At 66.1% G+C, this 19090-nt stretch carries 17 protein-coding genes; 6 read left to right on the forward strand and 11 right to left on the reverse strand.

Annotated elements, in window-relative coordinates; translation table 11 throughout:
• Positions 1–8: 8 nt before the first annotated feature.
• From glcF to N0B28_RS16995, 3 genes are read left to right on the forward strand one after another with little or no spacing between them, the layout of a single operon-like run.
• The gene (gene glcF, locus N0B28_RS16985; RefSeq protein ID WP_043861168.1) at positions 9–1235 is read left to right on the forward strand and encodes a glycolate oxidase subunit GlcF; all 1227 of its coding nucleotides are present in this window, start codon (positions 9–11) and stop codon (positions 1233–1235) included.
• Between the two features lie 4 nt (positions 1236–1239).
• Positions 1240–1647: a heme-binding protein gene (locus N0B28_RS16990; RefSeq protein ID WP_043861167.1), complete on the forward strand. Its 408-nt coding sequence runs from the start codon at positions 1240–1242 to the stop codon at positions 1645–1647.
• A 16-nt stretch (positions 1648–1663) separates the two neighbouring features.
• Positions 1664–3841, forward strand: a complete 2178-nt coding sequence (locus N0B28_RS16995) for a malate synthase G (protein WP_275727679.1) — start codon at positions 1664–1666, stop codon at positions 3839–3841.
• Between the two features lie 65 nt (positions 3842–3906).
• On the opposite strand, the gene N0B28_RS17000 is transcribed toward N0B28_RS16995, so the two are convergent.
• Both N0B28_RS17000 and N0B28_RS17005 read right to left on the reverse strand, forming a co-directional pair.
• The gene (locus tag N0B28_RS17000; protein WP_168186853.1) at positions 3907–4605 is read right to left on the reverse strand and encodes a lysophospholipid acyltransferase family protein; all 699 of its coding nucleotides are present in this window, start codon (positions 4603–4605) and stop codon (positions 3907–3909) included.
• Between the two features lie 113 nt (positions 4606–4718).
• Positions 4719–5024 (reverse strand): DUF3077 domain-containing protein, encoded by a 306-nt coding sequence (locus N0B28_RS17005; RefSeq protein ID WP_078481746.1) that lies wholly within the window; start codon positions 5022–5024, stop codon positions 4719–4721.
• Positions 5025–5235: 211 nt separating this feature from the next.
• Between N0B28_RS17005 and N0B28_RS17010 the strand changes: the two genes are divergently transcribed.
• Entirely contained in the window at positions 5236–5949 is a 714-nt protein-coding gene (locus N0B28_RS17010) for a LuxR family transcriptional regulator (RefSeq protein ID WP_058541272.1), read from the forward strand.
• Positions 5950–6085: 136 nt separating this feature from the next.
• Complete coding sequence (locus N0B28_RS17015) at positions 6086–7981, forward strand: sigma-54-dependent Fis family transcriptional regulator (protein ID WP_275727685.1); 1896 nt, start codon at positions 6086–6088, stop codon at positions 7979–7981.
• A gap of 101 nt (positions 7982–8082) precedes the next feature.
• Here N0B28_RS17015 and aldA read toward each other — a convergent pair whose 3' ends face one another.
• Together aldA and N0B28_RS17025 are read right to left on the reverse strand one after the other, a co-directional pair.
• Positions 8083–9516: an aldehyde dehydrogenase gene (gene aldA / locus N0B28_RS17020; protein ID WP_058541274.1), complete on the reverse strand. Its 1434-nt coding sequence runs from the start codon at positions 9514–9516 to the stop codon at positions 8083–8085.
• Positions 9517–9533: 17 nt separating this feature from the next.
• A complete protein-coding gene (locus tag N0B28_RS17025) occupies positions 9534–11690 on the reverse strand; it encodes a PQQ-dependent dehydrogenase, methanol/ethanol family (RefSeq protein ID WP_054915158.1) in 2157 nt (718 codons plus the stop codon).
• A 364-nt stretch (positions 11691–12054) separates the two neighbouring features.
• Between N0B28_RS17025 and N0B28_RS17030 the strand changes: the two genes are divergently transcribed.
• Complete coding sequence (locus N0B28_RS17030; RefSeq protein WP_043861160.1) at positions 12055–12891, forward strand: bifunctional allantoicase/(S)-ureidoglycine aminohydrolase; 837 nt, start codon at positions 12055–12057, stop codon at positions 12889–12891.
• Positions 12892–12957: 66 nt separating this feature from the next.
• On the opposite strand, the gene N0B28_RS17035 is transcribed toward N0B28_RS17030, so the two are convergent.
• The 7 genes from N0B28_RS17035 to N0B28_RS17065 all read right to left on the reverse strand — a co-directional run bounded on the left by N0B28_RS17035 (position 12958) and on the right by N0B28_RS17065 (position 18989).
• Positions 12958–13839, reverse strand: a complete 882-nt coding sequence (locus N0B28_RS17035) for a LysR substrate-binding domain-containing protein (RefSeq protein ID WP_275727690.1) — start codon at positions 13837–13839, stop codon at positions 12958–12960.
• Positions 13840–13945: 106 nt separating this feature from the next.
• On the reverse strand, positions 13946–14764 hold the full coding sequence (locus N0B28_RS17040) for a sulfite exporter TauE/SafE family protein (protein WP_231390634.1): 819 nt from the start codon (positions 14762–14764) through the stop codon (positions 13946–13948).
• 22 nt (positions 14765–14786) lie between these two features.
• Positions 14787–15110: a DUF3325 domain-containing protein gene (locus tag N0B28_RS17045; RefSeq protein ID WP_054915159.1), complete on the reverse strand. Its 324-nt coding sequence runs from the start codon at positions 15108–15110 to the stop codon at positions 14787–14789.
• A gap of 1 nt (position 15111) precedes the next feature.
• Complete coding sequence (locus N0B28_RS17050; protein ID WP_054915160.1) at positions 15112–16635, reverse strand: PepSY-associated TM helix domain-containing protein; 1524 nt, start codon at positions 16633–16635, stop codon at positions 15112–15114.
• A 1-nt stretch (position 16636) separates the two neighbouring features.
• Complete coding sequence (locus tag N0B28_RS17055; protein ID WP_054915161.1) at positions 16637–16921, reverse strand: hypothetical protein; 285 nt, start codon at positions 16919–16921, stop codon at positions 16637–16639.
• Positions 16921–18282 carry a sensor histidine kinase gene (locus tag N0B28_RS17060; protein ID WP_054915162.1) on the reverse strand — a complete coding sequence of 454 codons (1362 nt, stop codon included), beginning with the start codon at positions 18280–18282 and terminating at the stop codon, positions 16921–16923. The genes N0B28_RS17055 and N0B28_RS17060 overlap by 1 nt, the downstream gene beginning before the upstream one ends.
• Positions 18279–18989, reverse strand: coding sequence for a response regulator transcription factor (locus N0B28_RS17065; protein ID WP_104572668.1), 711 nt, complete (start codon positions 18987–18989; stop codon positions 18279–18281). The genes N0B28_RS17060 and N0B28_RS17065 overlap by 4 nt, the downstream gene beginning before the upstream one ends.
• Positions 18990–19090: the final 101 nt, after the last annotated feature.

Genomic DNA, 19090 nt, shown 5'->3' on the forward strand with positions numbered 1-19090 from the left:
GAGCCACCATGCAGACCAACCTGAGCGAAGCGGCCAAGCGCCTGCCCCACGCCGACGAAGCCGAACGCATCCTGCGCAGTTGCGTGCACTGCGGCTTCTGCAATGCCACCTGCCCCACCTACCAGGAACTGGGCGACGAGCTGGACGGCCCGCGCGGACGCATCTACCTGATCAAGCAATTCCTCGAGCAGGACACCGTCAGCGAGAAGACCCAGCAGCACCTGGACCGCTGCCTGACCTGCCGCAACTGCGAAACCACCTGCCCGTCGGGGGTGGAGTACCACAAGCTGCTGGACATCGGTCGCGACGCCATCGAGGCCCGTGTACCCCGCCCGCTGGGCCAGCGCCTGCTGCGCAGCGGCCTGCGCGCCGTGGTGCCGCGCCCGGCCCTGTTCCAGGCGCTGGTGAGTACCGGCGAGCTGCTGCGCCCAGTGCTGCCCGAGGCATTCAGGACCCACCTGCCACGCAGCGTGGCACCGGCCCGGCAACGCCCCCAGGCCACCCATGCACGGCGCGTGCTGATGCTCGAAGGCTGCGTGCAGCGCAGCCTGTCGCCCAACACCAACGCCGCCACCGCGCGCGTGCTCGACCGCCTGGGCATCAGCATCACGCCGATTGCCCAGGCCGGCTGCTGCGGCGCGGTGGACTATCACCTCAACGCGCAGGACACCGGGCTTGAACGTGCGCGGCGCAACATCGACGCCTGGTGGCCAGCCGTGGAAGCCGGCGCCGAAGCCATCGTGCAGACCGCCAGCGGCTGCGGCGCCTTCGTCAAGGAATACGCCTACCTGCTGCGCGACGACCCGGCCTACGCGGCCAAGGCCGAGCGCATCAGCGCCCTGGCGCGGGACATCGTCGAAGTGATCCGCGCCGAACCGCTGGAGCGCTTCGAGGCGTGCTGCGACCAGACCCTGGCCTTCCACTGCCCGTGTACCCTGCAGCACGCACAAAAACTTGGCGGCGCAGTTGAAGCCGTACTCAAACGCCTGGGCTTCAACCTTACCGAGGTACCCGACAGCCACCTGTGCTGCGGTTCGGCCGGCACCTATTCGCTGACCCAGCCGGTGCTGTCCAGGCAACTGCGCGACAACAAGCTCGATGCGCTGGAAAGTGGCCACCCCGACGTGATCGCCACGGCCAACATCGGCTGCCAGACCCACCTCGACGGTGCCGGGCGAACCCCCGTGCGGCACTGGATCGAACTCGTTGACCAAGCCCTCAACCCAGGAGCCTGATTTCATGCAAAGCAAACCCGTAATGACCCTGAGCGACGTGCAGCAGATTCTCGCCGCCGCCCGTGCCGAGGCCCAGGCCAACCAGTGGGCCGTGAGCATTGCCGTGGTCGACGACGGCGGCCACCCGCTGGGCTTCGAGCGCCTGGACGGCTGCGCGCCGGTGAGTGCCTACATCGCCACCGAAAAGGCCCGCAGCGCGGCGCTGGGCCGACGTGAAACCAAGCTGTACGAAGACATGATCAATGGCGGGCGCACGGCGTTCCTGTCGGTGCCGGTCATCAGCGGCACGCTCGAAGGCGGCGTGCCGGTGATCGTCGACGGCCAGGTGGTCGGCGCGGTGGGTGTGTCGGGGGTCAAGTCCGAACAGGACGCCCAGGTGGCCAAGGCCGGCGTTGCCGCCGTTAAAGACTGATCAGGAGCAACCGACCATGAACGACCGTATTCAGCGTCAACGCCTGCAGGTCGCGAGCGCCCTGCAGCACTTCATCGAAACCGAGGCCCTGCCCGGCACCGGTGTGCCGGAGGCCAACTTCTGGCAAGGCTTCGACGCCCTGGTGCACGACCTGGCGCCGAAGAACCGCGCCCTGCTCGCCGAACGCGACCGCCTGCAGGCCGCGCTGGACACCTGGCACCGCGCCCACCCGGGCCCGGTGGCCGACATGCCGGCCTACCGCGCCTTCCTGAGCGAGATCGGCTACCTGGTGCCGGTGCCTGAACAGGTGGCGGTGAGCACCTCCAACGTCGACAGCGAGCTGTGCGAACAGGCCGGCCCGCAGCTGGTGGTGCCGGTGATGAACGCGCGCTATGCGCTCAACGCCGCAAACGCACGCTGGGGCTCGCTGTATGACGCGCTGTATGGCACCGATGCGATCAGCGACACCGACGGCGCCGAGGCTGGCGAGGGCTACAACCCGCGCCGTGGCCAGAAGGTCATCGCCTTCGCGCGCAAGGCCCTGGACCAGGCTGCACCGCTGGCCGGCGGCTCGCACGCCGAGGCCAAGGCCTACCGCATCGAGGACGGGCAACTGCGCGTCGACCTCATCAGCGGCCTGACCACCACACTCAAAGACCCCGCCAAGTTCGTCGGTTTCCAGGGCGATGCCGCCCAGCCGAACGCGGTGCTGCTGAAGAACAACGGCCTGCACCTGGAAATCCAGATCGACCCCACCAGCGCCATCGGCCAGACCGATGCGGCCGGGGTCAAGGACGTGCTGGTCGAAGCCGCCCTGAGCACCATCCTCGACTGCGAGGACTCGGTGGCCGCGGTGGATGCCGAAGACAAGACCCTGATCTACCGCAACCTGCTGGGCCTGATGAAAGGCGACCTGAGCGAAGCGATCAGCAAGGGCGGCAAGACCCGCGTGCGCCGCCTCAACCCGGACCGCGTCTACACCGCAGCCGATGGCGCAACACTGACCCTGCATGGCCGTTCGCTGCTGTTCGTGCGCAACGTCGGCCACCTGATGACCAACCCGGCGATTCTCGATGGCGATGGTGCCGAGATTCCCGAGGGCATCATGGACGCGGTGCTCACCGGCCTGATCGCCATCCACGACCTGCAGCGGCGCGGCAACTCGCGCAGCGGCAGCGTGTACATCGTCAAGCCGAAGATGCACGGCCCTGCCGAAGTGGCGTTTGCCGCCGAACTGTTCGGGCGTGTCGAAGACCTGCTGGCGCTGCCGCGCAACACCCTGAAGATGGGCATCATGGACGAGGAGCGGCGCACCTCGGTGAACCTCAAGGCGTGCATCGGCGCAGCGCACGAGCGGGTGGTGTTCATCAACACGGGCTTTCTCGACCGTACCGGCGACGAGATGCACAGCGCCATGGAAGCCGGCCCGATGCTGCGCAAGGGCGACATGAAGTCCACGCCGTGGATCACCGCCTACGAGCGCAACAACGTGCTGGTGGGGCTGGCCTGCGGGCTCAAGGGGCGCGCGCAGATCGGCAAGGGCATGTGGGCCATGCCCGACCTGATGGCCGACATGCTGGTGCAGAAGATCGGCCACCCCAAGGCCGGTGCCACCACCGCATGGGTGCCCTCACCCACGGCCGCCACGCTGCATGCGCTGCACTACCACCAGGTGGACGTGCAGGGGGTGCAGAGCGAATTGCAGCGCATCGACCTGGCCGGCGAGCGTGACAGCCTGCTCAACGACCTGCTGACCATTCCGGTATCGCCGCGTCCGAACTGGAGCGATGCGGAAAAACTGCAGGAGCTGGAGAACAACTGCCAGGGCATTCTCGGCTACGTGGTGCGCTGGGTGGAGCAAGGGGTCGGGTGCTCCAAGGTGCCGGACATCCACAACGTCGGCCTGATGGAAGACCGTGCGACCTTGCGTATATCCAGCCAGCACATTGCCAACTGGCTGCTGCATGGCACGGTGAGCGAGGCCAAGGTACGCGAGGTGCTCGAACGCATGGCGGTGGTGGTCGACCGGCAGAATGCCGGGGATGCGGCATACCGCCCGATGGCGCCGGACTTTGCCACCTCGATGGCGTTCCAGGCCGCCAGCGACCTGGTGTTCAAGGGGCGTGAGCAGCCGAGCGGGTATACCGAGCCGCTGCTGCATGCGTGGCGCTTGAGGTTCAAGGCGGCGAACTGACGGGCCTCTTCGCCCGCAAGGCTGGCTCCTGCAGGAACCAGCCTTGCGGGCGAAGGCCCCGGCAACTACACGATGGGCAACCCATTGTTGACCACTTCCCGCGTATACGACGCCAGCTGCTTGGCATCCATGCTGGCCACCAGGTCGGCCTCGATGGGCCGGTGCGCCACGATACTCACATCGGTGCAGCCCAGGGCGTTGTGGCGGATCCGGCGCACCGCCGGGCTGATGGTCACGGGAATGATGCCGATGCCCATTTCCTTGGCGATGCGAAATGCACCGGTCTTGAACGGCAGCACGCCCTGCCCGGTGTTGCGCGTGCCCTCGGGGAAGATCCAGAGCGATGTCTTGCTGTCGGCCACGCGGGTGGCGATGCGCCGCAGGCTGGTGATCGACGCGCGCGGGTTGCTGCGGTCGATGAACAGGCTGCCGGTCAGCCAGTACAGCTGCCCGGCCAACGGCAGCCAGCGCAACGACTGCTTGCCCACGATCACCGTGCCTGGGCGCAGCGCCTGGGCCACGACAAATGCATCGTGGTTGCTCTGGTGGTTGGCCACATAGATGTAGGAGCGGTCGGGCGCGATGGCGTCGAAACCACCAACCTCGACGCGCACGCCAAAGATCCAGTTGATGGCCCTGTAGACCTTGCAGGCCAGGTAGAGGTTGTCCTGCTTGCGCGGATTGAGCAACAGCACCAGGCACAGGAACGGAAACGTCACCACCACGAACAGCACGACCAACAGCCAACGCACACACGCAATCATTGCACTATCACCTTCCTAGGCACTTGGTCTCCTACCCGCAACATCAAGATACGGTCATCGCGGGCACACCATAACAAATGGATATATCCAAAGCACCCTGTGATAACGTCAATTCAACTTTCGTTGGGGTTGCTGCTTCTCATGCCGGTTAAAACGGCGCTAATCAATGCTGAGGCCATCTCTACCGAATGCACCGTCGACCATGCCAGGCCCCGACACTCCTGCGCGTTTGCCTCAACGGTTTTCAAGCTCGTCGAGGCCGCACATTTAAGGTAAAGGGCCGCATGTACCAGAGCCTCTTCGGCACTGATACCGGAACGGACACAGAACAGTGCTGGATACTCGGCAGATTGGCCTATCATCGTTTCCGCCGTTTCACACAGCAGAAGTCCAGGACGCTCGTCGACTATTTTTTTCATGATGAAGTCCATGTCAGAGTTTTGAACCCGTAGTTAAGCAAAGTTGCGACGGGCCCAATAGCTGCCTGTTAGGGCAGGAAAAGCTGGCCTGTATGGGTTGACTGGATTTGGCAATATCCATTTTCAATTCGTATAAAAACATGCACTTTCATGTTTAAAAATCTTGCTCATAACATTGAGTTTCATTTTTCAGCTCTCGAGTGACATTCAAGTGAGTGATTGGCGCGAAAGGTTCATTGCCGTGGTGACGGGGTGCCGCAACGAAGGCGAGCTGTTCAGCGAGCTGACCCGGCTTACCCGCGAGCTGGACTTCGAGTTCTGTTCCTATGGGCTGAAGAATCCGCTGCCGATCGCCGCCCCGCAGTTCATCCTGCGCTCCAATTACCCCAGCGCCTGGGAAGCCAGGTACGTGGCCGAGGACTATTTTTCCTGCGACCCGACGGTGGCCCACGGGCTGACCCGCACCACGCCCCTGCAGTGGGCCGCCGCGCAACAGCAGCACCAGCAGGCATTCTGGGAAGAGGCGCGGCACTACAGCCTGGACCACGGCTGGTGCCTGTCGGTGCAGGGCGACTACGGCACCATCGGCCTGCTGTCCCTGTCCCGCCCGGATGACCCGATCTCCACACTGGAACTGGACGCCAAGGAAGCCAAGCTCATCTGGCTGTCGCAACTGGCGCACAGTGCCATGACCGGCTTCTTTGCCCAGACCCACCTGCCCGAGGCCCAGAAGGCCCTGACCGCACGGGAGAAAGAAGTGCTCAAATGGACCGCCGTGGGCAAGACCTACAGCGAGATCAGCATCATCCTCACCATCGACAGCCGCACGGTGAAGTTCCACCTGGTCAACGCCATGCGCAAGCTGCAGGCCAGCAACAAGGCCGAGGCGACGGTGAAGGCAATTCTGCTGGGGATGCTTTTCTAGGCCAGGGCTGCATCAATAGCTGAAAATTCCCGACACAGCGACTAAGGTAGGCACAGATCGGTGCCCGCCCCTGGCCCGAGACAACAAGATGACGGTGAGCCGCCCCTGCGCGCGCCACGGTCGACGGGAGCCGAGCATGCAGCATACCCAGACCAGCCCGAGCGATCTTGCGGCCTTCGTCGACGATCACTTCCCCGAGCGCGGCATCCGCCCCGACCCTGTCATTGCGCAGTCCTGGTACCGCAGCGTGGTCGAGCATCGCCTCGACCCCGGCGCCGCCGGGCGTACCCATGTGCTGGGCGCCGACGCCATCCGCCAGCATCAACAGCAGCACCAGCAATACCTGGCCATCGCCAGCCAGGGCGTCAGCGGCCTGGCCAGGCGCGTGGTGCCGGCCGGGTTCGCGGTGCTGCTCAGCGACGAACACGGCATCACCCTCGACACCCGCCTGCCCGAAGCCAGCCACATCTATACCCAGGCCGGGCTGGTGGTGGGCGCGCGCTGGGACGAGTCGATTGCCGGCACCAACGGCATCGGCACCACCCTGGCCGCCGCGCAGCCGCTGATCATTCACCGCGAAGAGCACTTTCTGGCCTCCAACTTTCGCCTGAGCTGCTCGGTGGCGCCGATCTTCGACGCCCAGGGCCTGCTGCGCGGCTGCCTGAACGCCACTTGCCTGAACAGCAACGGGCCCAAGGAGGCGCAGTACCTGACTCTGCAACTGGTGATCCTGTATGCGCGGCTGATCGAGAACGCGCACTTTCGCGAGTGCTACCGCGACCGCCTCACCCTGTCGCTCAAGCCCATCGACGACATAGCCGACCTGGCCAACGAGCAGTTGCTGGCGCTGGACGACAACGGCTGCATCATCGGCGCCAACCGCGCCACCTTCGTTGCCCACCAGCGCGATGCGGCGCCGCTGCTGGGTGCGCGCATCGACAGCCTGCTGCCAACCTCGATGGATGAACTGCTGCACCTGACCCAGGGCGGTGCACGCGGCGTGCGCCTGCGCGGGCAGCAGGACGACGCCTTGCTGGATGTGGGCCTGCGCATACCGTCGCAGCGCCACCGCCCTGCCCCGGCCAGACCGCCGGTGCGCAGCAGCCACCCCGACCTGCAGCAGCTGGCCGGCGGCGATGCGCGCCTGCAACAGGCGGTGCAGCGGGTGCGCAAGGTGCTCGACAAGGACCTGCCGATACTGATCACCGGCGAGACCGGCACCGGCAAGGAGGCATTCGCCCGCGCCATCCACCAGGCCAGTGCGCGGCGCGCCGGGCCGTTCATCGCGCTCAATTGCGCGGCGATTCCCGAGACGCTGATCGAGAGCGAGCTGTTCGGCTACCGCGGCGGCAGCTTCACCGGGGCCGACAAGAAGGGCATGAAGGGCAAGCTGGAACTGGCCGCCGGCGGCACGCTGTTTCTGGACGAGATCGGCGACATGCCGGCGCACCTGCAAACCCGTTTGCTGCGGGTGCTGGCCGAGCGCGAGATCTTCCCGATCGGCGCCCAGGCGCCGGTGGCGCTGGACGTGCAGGTGGTGTCGGCGACCCACCAGGACCTGCACGGGATGATTGGCGACAAGCGCTTTCGCGAGGACCTCTACTACCGCCTGGGCGGCATGAGCCTGGCGTTGCCGGCCTTGCGCGAACGCAGTGACCGGGGCGCGTTGATCGAGCAGTTACTGGCGGCGCAGAGCAGCGGCGTGCGGTTGACCGAACAGGCCCGCCAGTGCCTGCATGCCCATGCGTGGCCGGGCAACATTCGTCAGTTGCTCAATGCATTGCGCTACGCGGTGGCGTTGGCCGAGGACGGGGTGATCGACGTGGATTGCCTGCCGGCGGAAGTGGTGCAGGTGGTGCGCGGCGAGCCGCTGCGCATCGACAGCCAGGACCCGGCCAGCGAGTTGCTGCAAAGGTTGCGGCGCCATCGCTGGAACATCAGTGCGGTGGCGGCTGAACTGGGGGTGGCGCGCTCGACGCTGTATCGGCAGATGAAGAAGTACGGGGTGGTGCAGCCCAATGATCGGTTGTGATGGCAGGGGTTGCTGTGCAACCCATCGCGGGTCGAGCCCGCTCCCACAGGCTGTGGGAGCGGGCTTGACCCGCGATGAGACCCTAACAGGCTACCTGGGCCTCAGATCTGGATGTAGACCACATGGGTATGCGTGTACTCATACAACCCATGCTTGCCATCGGCCCCACCGATCCCCGACTTGCGCGTACCGGCATGGAAGCCCTGCATGGCCTCGAAGTTCTCGCGGTTGATGTAGGTCTCGCCGAAATCCAGCGCGTTGCTGGCATGCATCGCTGCACTCAGGCTGCGCGTGTACAGCGATGAGGTCAGCCCGTATTCACTGTCGTTGGCCAGCGCAATCGCCTCGTCCAGGCTCTCCACGATCTGGATCGGCAACACCGGCCCGAAGATCTCCTTGCGCATGATCTCCATGTCGGCCGAGCAGCCGGCCAGCACCGTCGGCTGGTAGTGGAAGCCCTGCCCGCGATCGGCCACCGCGCCCCCGGTCACCAGCTGCGCGCCCTGACCGGTGGCGGTGCGCACCATCTGCCCGACCTTGTCCAGGGCGGCCTGGTTGATCAGCGGGCCCATGTCCAGGTCCGCCTCGGCCAGCGGGTCACCATAACGGGTGGCGGCCATGGCGCTGGCCAGTTTGTCGGTGAACTCATCCGCCACCTCGCGCTGCACGTACACCCGCTCGGCGCAGTTGCACACCTGCCCGGTGTTGATCACCCGCGACGCGGTGATCGACTTGACCGCCAGCTCCAGGTCCGCATCAGCCAGCACGATGGCCGGCGCCTTGCCGCCCAGCTCCAGGTTGAGCTTGGTGATGTTCGGCGCCGCCGCGGCCATGATCCGCGAGCCGGTGCCCACGCTGCCGGTGAAGCTGATCAGGTCGATGCCGGCGTGGCTGGTCAGGCGCTGGCCCACGGTCGCCCCGGTACCGCACACCACGTTGAACACGCCGCTGGGCAGGTCGGTCTCGGCCACCAGGCGGGCGAACTCGAAGCAGTTGATCGGTGTTTCTTCGCTGGGCTTGATCACGATGGTGTTGCCCGTGAGCAGGGCCGGCGCCATCTTGCGGGCGATCAGAAAGAACGGGAAGTTCCACGGCAGAATCCCGGCCACCACACCCAGCGGCTTGCGCAGCAGAAAGATGCTTTCACCGGCGCGGTCGCTGGTGAGCACCTCGCCTTCCAGGCGTCGCGCCCACTCGGCCATGTAGTCCAGGTAGTCGGCGGTGAAGTTGACTTCGACCAGGGCCAGGCCGAGCACCTTGCCCTGCTCGGCGGTGATGATGCGCGCCAGGCGCTCGGCGTTGTCGCGCACCTTGCTGGCGATCTTGCGCAGGTAGCCGGCGCGCTCGATGGCCGGGCGCGTGGCCCAGCCCTTCTGGGCCTTGCGCGCGGCGGCAATGGCCTGCTCCACCTGCGCGTCACTGGCCTGGGGCACGCGCCCCAGCAGTTGTCCATTGGCCGGGTTGTGCACCTCGATCTGCGCGTCGCTGTCGACGAACGCATTGGCGATGTAGTTCTGGTAGATGACGTCACTCATGGGTCAATGGCTCCTTTTCAATGGGATGACTTGGCGCTGAACTGCTTCCAGGTATCGCCTTCCTGATGAAGGTCGTGGGCGCGCTTGATCAGGTACTGGTGGATCTGGTCGACCTGCTCGGGGGTGAAGGCGTCGGCGAACGACGGCATGCCATCCGGCACGCGGCCACCGAAGAGGATGCCGAGGAACATCTGGTGTTTTTCCGGGGTGAGCTTGCGCAGGTCGGGCAGCACGCCGCCGCTGACCGCGTGGATACCGTGACACTGCGAGCAGTAACCGTCGTACAGCTTGGCGCCCGCCTCGATCGAAGCGGTGTCGTTGCTCAACGCGGGTGGTTTGGGGGTGTCCGGGCGTGGCGCCGGCTCTTGCAGCTTGGCGGTGCCGCCCAGCTTGTAGGTCAGCACCTGGGCGTACGGCTGCACGCCGGCCCGCAGCGACAGGGCCCCGGCAAAGGTGGAGAACGCGCCGCCCCAGCCGGCCATGAAGGTCACGTACTGCTCGCCATCAACGCTGTAGGTGACGGGCGCGGCCATCACGCCGCTGGCAGCCGGTTGCTCCCAGAGTTTTTCGCCGGTGTCGGCGGCATAGGCGATCACCCGCCCGTCGGCGCTGCCCTCGAACACCAGGTTGCCCGCGGTACTCAAGGTGCCGCCGTTGAAGATGGTCACGTAGGGCACTTCCCAGGCGGCCTGCTGCTTGACCGGGTCCCAGGCGATCAGCTTGCCCGACCAGCTCTTGGCCATCTCCAGCAGGCCTTCGGCGCCTTCGGGCATCATCCCGGTGCGCAGGCCCAGCTGGTACATGCTCTTGAACGGGTTGCGCTTGGGCGCCTCGGGGATGTGCTCGTAGTAGGCCGACATGATGTGCGCCGGGATGTACACCAGCCCGGTGTCGGGGTTGTACGACATCGGCTGCCAGTCATGCGCGCCCCAGAACGCCGGGGTCACCAGGTTGCGCTTGCCGTTCTTCCAGTAGGCGGCGTTCTCTTCGTCCAGGATCGGCCGCCCGGTCTTCATGTCCATGCCCTTGGTCCAGCTCTGCGGCACGATGCCCTTGGCCGACAGCAGCTCGCCGGTGGCGCGGTCGATCACATAGAAGAAGCCGTTTTTCGGCGCCTGCATCAGCACCTTGCGCGGCTTGCCGTCGATGGGCAGCTCGGCCAGGATCATGTGCTGGGTGGCGGTGTAGTCCCAGGCATCGCCCGGGGTGGTCTGGTAGTGCCACACGTATTCGCCGGTGTCGGCATTGACCGCCACGATGGACGACAGGAACAGGTTGTCGCCCTTGGCCTGGCTACGCCATTTGGGGTCCCACAGCGAGCCGTTGCCCACGCCGATGTACAGCAGGTTCAGCTCCGGGTCGTAAGCGAACGAGTCCCAGGCGGTGCCGCCACCGCCCTGCTCCACATAGGCATCGCCGAACCAGGTCTTGGCGGCGATCTCCATGCCCTTGCCCTCGGGCGGCAGCTTGGGGTCGCCCGGCACGGTGTAGAAGCGCCACGCCTCCTTGCCGGTTTCGGCGTCGTAGGCGGTGACATAGCCCCGCACGCCGAACTCGGCGCCGCCGTTGCCGATCACCACCTTGCCGTTGACCACCCGAGGGGCGCCGGTGATGGTGTAGCTGCGCTTGTGGTCGGCGCGGGTGTCGACCGACCAGGCGCGCTGGCCGGTCTTGGCGTCGATGGCCTCCAGGCGCCCGTCGAGCACGCCCACGTAGACCTTGCCCTTCCACACCGCCACGCCACGGTTGACCGCGTCGCAACAGGCTTCGCCGGCGCGGTGGCGGTCCGATTGCGGGTCGTACTTCCAGATCAGCCTGCCGTCGCGCGCATCCAGCGCGTACACCACCGAGAACGGCCCGGTGGTGTACATCACCCCGTCGACCACGATGGGGGTGGCTTCCACGCCACGATCCAGGTCCAGCTTGTAGCTCCAGGCCAGGCCCAGCTGGCCGACGTTCTGGTCGCTGATCTGCTTGAGCGGGCTGTAGCGCTGTTCGTCGTAGGTGCGCCCGGTGCTCATCCAGTTACCGGGCTCCTTGTCGGCGGCGATGATGCGCGCGCCATCGACGTTGGCCGGGATGTCCGCAGCCAGCGCCGGTGTACCCGCCAGGCTCAGCAGCACGGCAACGGCAAGGGATTTGAGGGGAAGCGAGGCGAGGCCAGTCTGTCTCATGGGAGTGTCCTGTTCTTATTAGTGGCGCAGTCTTCGCGCTGCGCCATCAGCTCATCGCAACCGCCATGCCAGCTGTGACATGAACCGCCAAAACCGCTCTGGCACGCGGCTTTGCGCGCGCCGCACCGATGCCGCCCGCGCTGCAATCAACGCTACAGGTGTTGCATCACCCGCTACACAGGGCGCACACCTGTAGCGCAGTGTCGGCCAGGCGCACGCCACATTCACAAATCGAATGGCAGGGATTTCAACATTTAATTTGTGGATAGCTAAAGATGGTCATAACGTAGCGGTGCAATCCCTGAACGGGGCCGCCCGCCGCAGGCTGGCCCGGGGGACACAACAACAAACATCGAGACTGTCCATGTCCAGAACCACTTACTTCGCCCCCCACGGCGGGCACCCGGCTCAGACCGAGCTGCTGACAGACCGTGCCATGTTCACCGAAGCCTACGCGGTGATCCCCAAGGGCGTGATGCGTGACATCGTCACCAGCCACCTGCCCTTCTGGGACAAGATGCGCATGTGGGTCATCGCCCGCCCGCTGTCGGGTTTCGCCGAGACCTTCTCGCAGTACATCGTCGAAGTTGCCCCTGAAGGCGGCAGCGAGCGCCCGGAGCAGGACAAGAACGCCGAGGCGGTTCTGTTCGTGGTCGAAGGTGAAGTCGACATCACCCTGCAAGGCAAGCCGTACACCCTCAAGCCAGGCGGCTACGCATTCATTCCGCCGGGCGCCGACTGGAGCCTGCGCAACAACAGCGCGGCCAACGTGACCTTCCACTGGATCCGCAAGCACTACCAGGAAGTCGAAGGCCTGGCGCACCCGGAAGCGTTCGTCACCAACGAACAGGACGTTACCCCGATCCCGATGCCGGGCACCGATGGCGCCTGGGTCACCACCCGCTTCGTCGACATGGCCGACATGCGCCACGACATGCACGTCAACATCGTGACCTTCCAGCCGGGCGGCACCATCCCGTTCGCGGAAACCCACGTGATGGAGCACGGCCTGTACGTGCTGGAAGGCAAGGCGGTGTACCGCCTGAACCAGGACTGGGTCGAAGTGGAAGCCGGCGACTTCATGTGGCTGCGCGCCTTCTGCCCGCAGGCCTGCTACTCGGGTGGCCCTGGCCCGTTCCGCTACCTGCTGTACAAGGATGTGAACCGCAACGTGAACCTGACGCTGAACCCAAAGCGTTAAGCAGGTAGCGATGCAGAAAGCCCGCCGTGACTGGCGGGCTTTTTTGTGGGGAAGTGACCCGCAGGCTCACACCGCCTGTGCTTCGAGCAGGCCGGTCAACACGCCCGCCAGCGCTCGTACCATCGGGTCGGCCGTCTGGCGATGCAGAATCAGAATCTCGTAGCTGTCGATCACCGGCAGGCCATCCGCCTCGCCGAGCACCCGGTGCTCGGCGGTGACGGCGCGTGGCGGCAGCAGGCTGATGCCCATGCCGTCGGCCACGGCGGCCTGAATGCCGCTGAGGCTGGAGCTGGTGAACGCGATGCGCCAGCGCCGGCCCAGGCTCTCTACTGCGCTGATGATTTCGTCGCGGTACAGCCCGCGTGGCGGAAAGGTCACCAGCGGGATCGGGTCCAGCGCCAGGGCCGGGTTGTGCGCGCTGTCGATCCAGCGCAATTGCTCCGGCCAGCTGGCCACCCCTTCGCGACCGTTGCGCCGCTGCTTGAGCAGCACCAGGTCGAGCTCGCCGTTGTCGTAGCTCTGGCTGAGGTCGCGGCACAGGCCGCTGGTGACTTCGAGCTTGACCTGCGGGTGCCTGCGGTTGAACGCCGACAGTGCGTTGGTGGTGCGCCCGCCAACGAAGTCTTCGGGTACGCCCAGGCGCAGGGTCACGCCGACCGTGGCGCCGGCCAGGGCTTCGAGCATCTGGTCGTTGAGGGCGAGCATGTGGCGGGCATAGCCGAGCAGGGTCTGGCCGGCGTCGGTGGGCAGCACCTCGCGATTGCCGCGCTCGAGCAGGCGGTGACCGACCATCTCCTCGAGGCGCCGGACCTTCTGGCTGATGGTCGACTGGGTGGAATGCAGGCGCGTGGCCGCTGTGGTGAAACTGCCGCAGTCGGCCACCACCACGATGGCGCGCAGCAGGTCGAGGTCGAACAGAGACCTGTTGGGTTTGAGGCTGAGGCTCATGGCGGGATTCAGGTTTTGAATGGGTAGGCGGTTTTCTAGCATGTGCCGGGGGGTTGGGCAAATGCGCGAACCTGCAGGAGCCGGCCTAGCCGGCCAAAGGGTTGGGTTACCCCAGCAGGTTCGGCACAGACGAAATCAGCAGCGAGACACCCGAGGCAGTCAGCAAGCCCAGCACGATGCGGCGAAACTGCAGGTCGCTGATGCCGATGTACAGGCGCGTACCAAGGAAGGTCGGAATCAGCATGGCCGGCGCGACGATGGCGAAGAACGGCAGCATGTCCACCGTAACGATGCCGGTGCCCAGATAGGTGAGCATGGTCACGAACAGCATCGACAGGTTGAAGTTCTGGATGATCGAGCGCTGCAGGTCGCGCTCGTAGCCCTTGAGGGTGCACCACAGCGTCGGGACCGTGCCGGTGAAACCGCCAAGCCCACCCATAACGCCACCGATCACACCGATGACGCCATCGACCAGCCGGCCGGCCAGCGGGATTCTCGGCAATCTGCCGGCCAGCAGCATGACCGGGCACCAAGTCACCAGCAGGGCCCCGAGCAAGGTCTTGAACCAGTGCATGTCCAGGTTGGGCAACAGCGCAACACCCAGAGGAATGCCGGCCAGGCCACCGAGGATGAAGGGCAGCAGGCGTTGCAGGCTCAAGCCCCGGCGCACCGAGAACGCGGCCACCACCTGCCCGGTGAGGCCGCCGAACACCGCCAGGGTGGCGGCCAGCTTCGGGTCGAGCACCCAGGCCCAGAACGACATCGCGACCATGCTGAAGGCAAAGCCCGAAAGCCCCTGGACGAACCCCGCAACAACGGCCCCGAGAGCGACCACCAGGTAGATCGTGAGCATCTGCAAGACATCCGGGGTGACTGTGAACGAGTTAGCGATGATGCCATCGCGCAGGGGGGGCCTGTCCAGCATGTCAGCCCCCACTGCAACATCGTCACACCGCCAGCAGCACGCCCCACAACGGCAACGCTGCGGCCAGCCAAACCATTGCACGCGGCCAGTACGGCAACAGCATCGCCACCCCGAACCCGGCCAGTGAAATACCGCCAAACCAGGCTACCGGCCCCATCGCCCAGCCCCAGGCCACGCCACTGACCCACAGGCTGATGGCCAGCGCCGACCAGCCCGCCGACCGCAGGGCCACCCTCAACCAGGGTGCAGGTGCCCTGCCCCACACCTGCTTGTAGTGCCGCTCCAGCCCCAGGCACAACGCCAACATGCCCACATAGGCAAACACCACCACGCCGATCATCAGCATGTCATTGCCCCTCCACCGCTACCGTCGCACGCTTGCGCGCAGGTTTTTCTTCACGCGGCGCCACGCAGCGCCATGCCGCATACGCCAGCAACCCACCCAGCACCACGCTGGTGGCCTCCAGCACGCGGTGCGCCGGGTCGTGCTGCGCGGTCAACGCGCCCAGCACCGGCAGGCCGATGCACAGTACCGCGGTCAGCCCCAGCTGCTCGGCCCAGGCGCGCTGCGCCGGACGCAAACCGGCATGCAGCAGCGACAGCAACCACACCGCGAAGAACGCCTTGACCTCCCAGTTGGCCCGCTGCGCCAGCTCCACCGGCAGCAGGCGGTTGGCCCACAGCAAGCCTGCGCAGGCCAGCATCAGGCCGGCGACGAACGCCACGTTGAAGCTCTCGGCCACCTTGTACCAACGCTGCGCCGACACCGAGGCACTGGCGTACTTGCGCCGGCGCTTGACGCAGAACAGCACCAGCCCGGTGCCGATCATCGCGGTGCTGACCAACGCACACACGAAGTACAGCCAGCGCATCGGATAGCCGCCGAACTGCGCGAAGTGCAGCCCCGCCATCACCCGCTGGGTGAGCACGGCAGGCCGCATGTCGGGCACATCGCGCAGCAGCTCGCCGCTGACGCCGTCGAACACCATGGCCTGCCCCTTGCTCAGGGCGATGCGATACCCCAGGGTCGGGCGCACCTCGATCCGCGCGGCCGCCGTACCGGGGTTGGAGATACCGATGCTGCTGATGGCGCCCAGCCGCTCTTGCGCGCTGGCCAGTACCGGGGCCAGGTCGACCAGCGCGGCTGGCTGCTTGAGCGCCGCGCGCGGCGTGGGCAGACGCTGCTCGCCCTGGGCCTTGTAGTACGCCTGGTTGTCACCCTCGAACAGCGCATCCACCGCCGCCGGCATGTAGATCAGCAAAAAGATCACCAGCCCGGTGTAGGTGATCATCAGGTGAAACGGCAACAGCAGCACCGCGCTGGCGTTGTGAAAATCCAGCCACGAGCGCTGGCCCTTGCCGGGGCGGAAGGTGAAGAACTCCTTGAAGATCTTCTTGTGGATCACGATGCCGCTGACCAGCCCCACCAGCATCACGATCGCCAGGGCGCCGACCACGAAGATGCCCCAGTTGCGCGGCAGGTTCAGGGTGAAGTGAAAGCGGAAGAAGAAGCTGCCGCCGGCCGTTTCGCGCACCTCGATCGGCTCGCCGGTATGCGGGTCGAGCGCGGTGCCGCCACCGCGTCGACGCTCGCCGGACGCTACCTGCAAACCGGGCGAACGTGCATCCGGCAGGCTGATGTTCCAGTTGCTGGCGCCCGGTGCATGCTGGGTCAGGTAGGCCAGCCCGCGTTGCGCGGCCTGCAACTGGGTGAGGTCGTGGCTGCGCACCTCGGGGCGCATCCAGTTGTCGATTTCGCTGTCGAACACCGCCAGCGTACCGGTGGCGAATATCGCGAACAGAAGCCAGCCGAAGATCAGGCCGGCCCAGGTGTGCAGCCACGCCATGGATTGGGTGAAGGTATTTTTCATCTCACAGGCTCCACAACTGCGGCCAGAAGCCGACCGCCGCCAACGGCACTGCCAGCGCCGCCGGCCACCACGCACGCAGGGCATCGCGACTGGCGAAGGCCCACAGGAACGCGCAGGTGTAGAACGCAAAGGACGGCAGGCTGGCCACGATCACCGCATCCACCGCAGGCATTGGCAGCACACGGGCCAGAAAAGCCGTGGCCGCATAGCTGAATGCATAGCCGCCCAGCAAGGCGGCTACCGCGCGCGACACAATCAACAACCAGACCGGTCGGGTGTTGCTCATCAGGTTTCTCCTTGTGCTGCCGCTGGCAGGCGCAGGTTCACGCGCAGGCCCGGCTTGAGGTTCTGTGCCCATACCTGGCCGCCCTGCAACTGCACCCGGCAACGGGCGATCGTCAGGCCCAGGCCGAAGCCGTCGCCGCCCGGGCGTGCGGCGTCGAGTCGGGTAAAAGGTTGGAAGATGGTCTCCAGCGCAGCCTCGGCCACGCCGGGGCCCTGGTCGTCGATCCACAGGTGCCAGCAATCGCCATCGCGCCGGCCGCCCAGGCGCACCTGCCCGTTGGCAGGCGAATGGCGGATGGCATTGCGCACGATGTTTTCCATCGCCTGGGCCAGGCCGTTGAGGTGGCCGCGCACCAGGCAGTCTTCGGTGAGCGCCATGGGCAGTTGCCCCTCGCGCCAGCCGGACTCGAAACAGGCGTTCTCGCGTACCACCTCCCACAGGGTCTGCACCTCGACCGTGTCCAGCGCCAGTTGCGGGCGCTCGGTGCCGAGCCACACCAGCTCCAGGGTGTCGTCGACCAGCTGGCGCATGCACTGCACCTCGCGGGTCAGGCGCTCGCGCAACACGTCATCGTCGGGCTCGTTTTCGGCGGCCATGTGCAGGCGCGTCAACGGCGTGCGCAACTCGTGGGACAGGTCGGCGAGCAGGCGCTGCTGCAGCGACACGGTCTTTTCGAGGCGCTCGGCCATGTGGTCGAAGGCCCGCCCCAGATCGCCCAGTTCGTCGCTACGCCGGGAAATCGCCGGGTCGACCCGGGTGTCCAGGCGGTCGGCACGCAGGGCATTGGCCTGGGCGCGCAGGTGCGCCAGCGGGCCGATCAGCACGCGATACAGCAGAAAACCCGCCAGCAGTGCCAACAGCGCCGGCAGCAGCCCGTGGATCAGCAGTTGCACCAGCAGCGGACGCATCGACGGCATGAAGCGCTCGGGCAACTGGATCACCAGCCTGCCGGCCTGGGGCGCCTCGGGGAACGGCACGCTGATCGCCGGCAGCTCGGGGGAGCGCTTGCTCATGGGCCAGTCGAGCTCGCGCATGAACGTCACGTACTTCTGCTGCTCATCGGTCAGCGTCTGGCTGCTCAACGAGCGCAGGTCGCTGCCCAGCACCAGCGCCCAGCCCGGCTCGCGGATCTTCAGGTCGGCCAGCCACCGGTCGACGCCTGGCGTACCGCCGCTGCGCCACGCCGCGTGGGCCTCCACGGCGTAGCCCTTGAGCACCTGGCGCGCCTCCTCGCTCAGGTGATAGCTCCTGCGCTCCAGGTGCGCACCGCCCGAGCGGCTGAACCAGATGATCGACAGGCACAGCACCACCAGCAGCGCGCACAGTTTCCACAGCAGCGAGTGACGTCCGGGCAAGCTCATGCCGGCACCTGTGTCAGCACGTAGCCCTTGCCCCATACCGTGGCCAGGCGGCCGGCATAGCCGATGGCGGCCAGCTTGCGGCGCACGTGGCTGACGTGCATGTCCAGCACGCGGTCCTGCTGGGAGAACGGCCTGTGCAGCACCTGCTGGTAGAGGAACGGCTTGCTCAGCACTTCCTCGGGGTGCGCCAGCAGCACTTGCATCAGGCGGTACTCGATGGGGGTGAAGCTGGCCACCGCGGCGCCCAGCTGCATGTCCTGGCGCATGTCCTTACGCAGCGCCGCCGGCTCGCCCTGCGCGCCTTCCGGCGCGGCCCGCTCATAGGCAACCCGGCGCAGCACCGCATCGATGCGCACGTCCATCTCGTTCATGCTGAACGGCTTGGGCAGGTAGTCGTCGGCGCCCTGGCTGAAGCCGACGATGCGGTCCTGCTCGGCACCCAGTGCCGACATCAGGATCACCGGCACCATGAACCGCTCGCGCAGTTCACCCAGCAGTTGCAGGCCGTCGCGACCGGGCAGGAGGATGTCCATGAGGATCAGGTCGAAGGCCGTCCAGGCCTGCAGGTCGGTGCTGTCGTCCACGCCATGACAGACGCTCACATCGAAACCGCGGCGACGCAGGTGCTGTTCCAGATGGGCCGCCAGCAGCGGATCGTCCTCGACGGCCAGAATCTTCGTGGCAGGTTGTGCTGATAGATAACTCACGCTTCACCTTGGGTAGTACGGGTGTAGAGGGCCTGAAAACACAAAAAAGCCGCCCCGGGCCGATCGATGCGCGATCGACCCGGGGCAGCCTGTAGGCAATG

This window comes from Pseudomonas sp. SD17-1, assembly GCF_029201585.1.
Lineage (GTDB): Bacteria > Pseudomonadota > Gammaproteobacteria > Pseudomonadales > Pseudomonadaceae > Aquipseudomonas > Aquipseudomonas palmensis.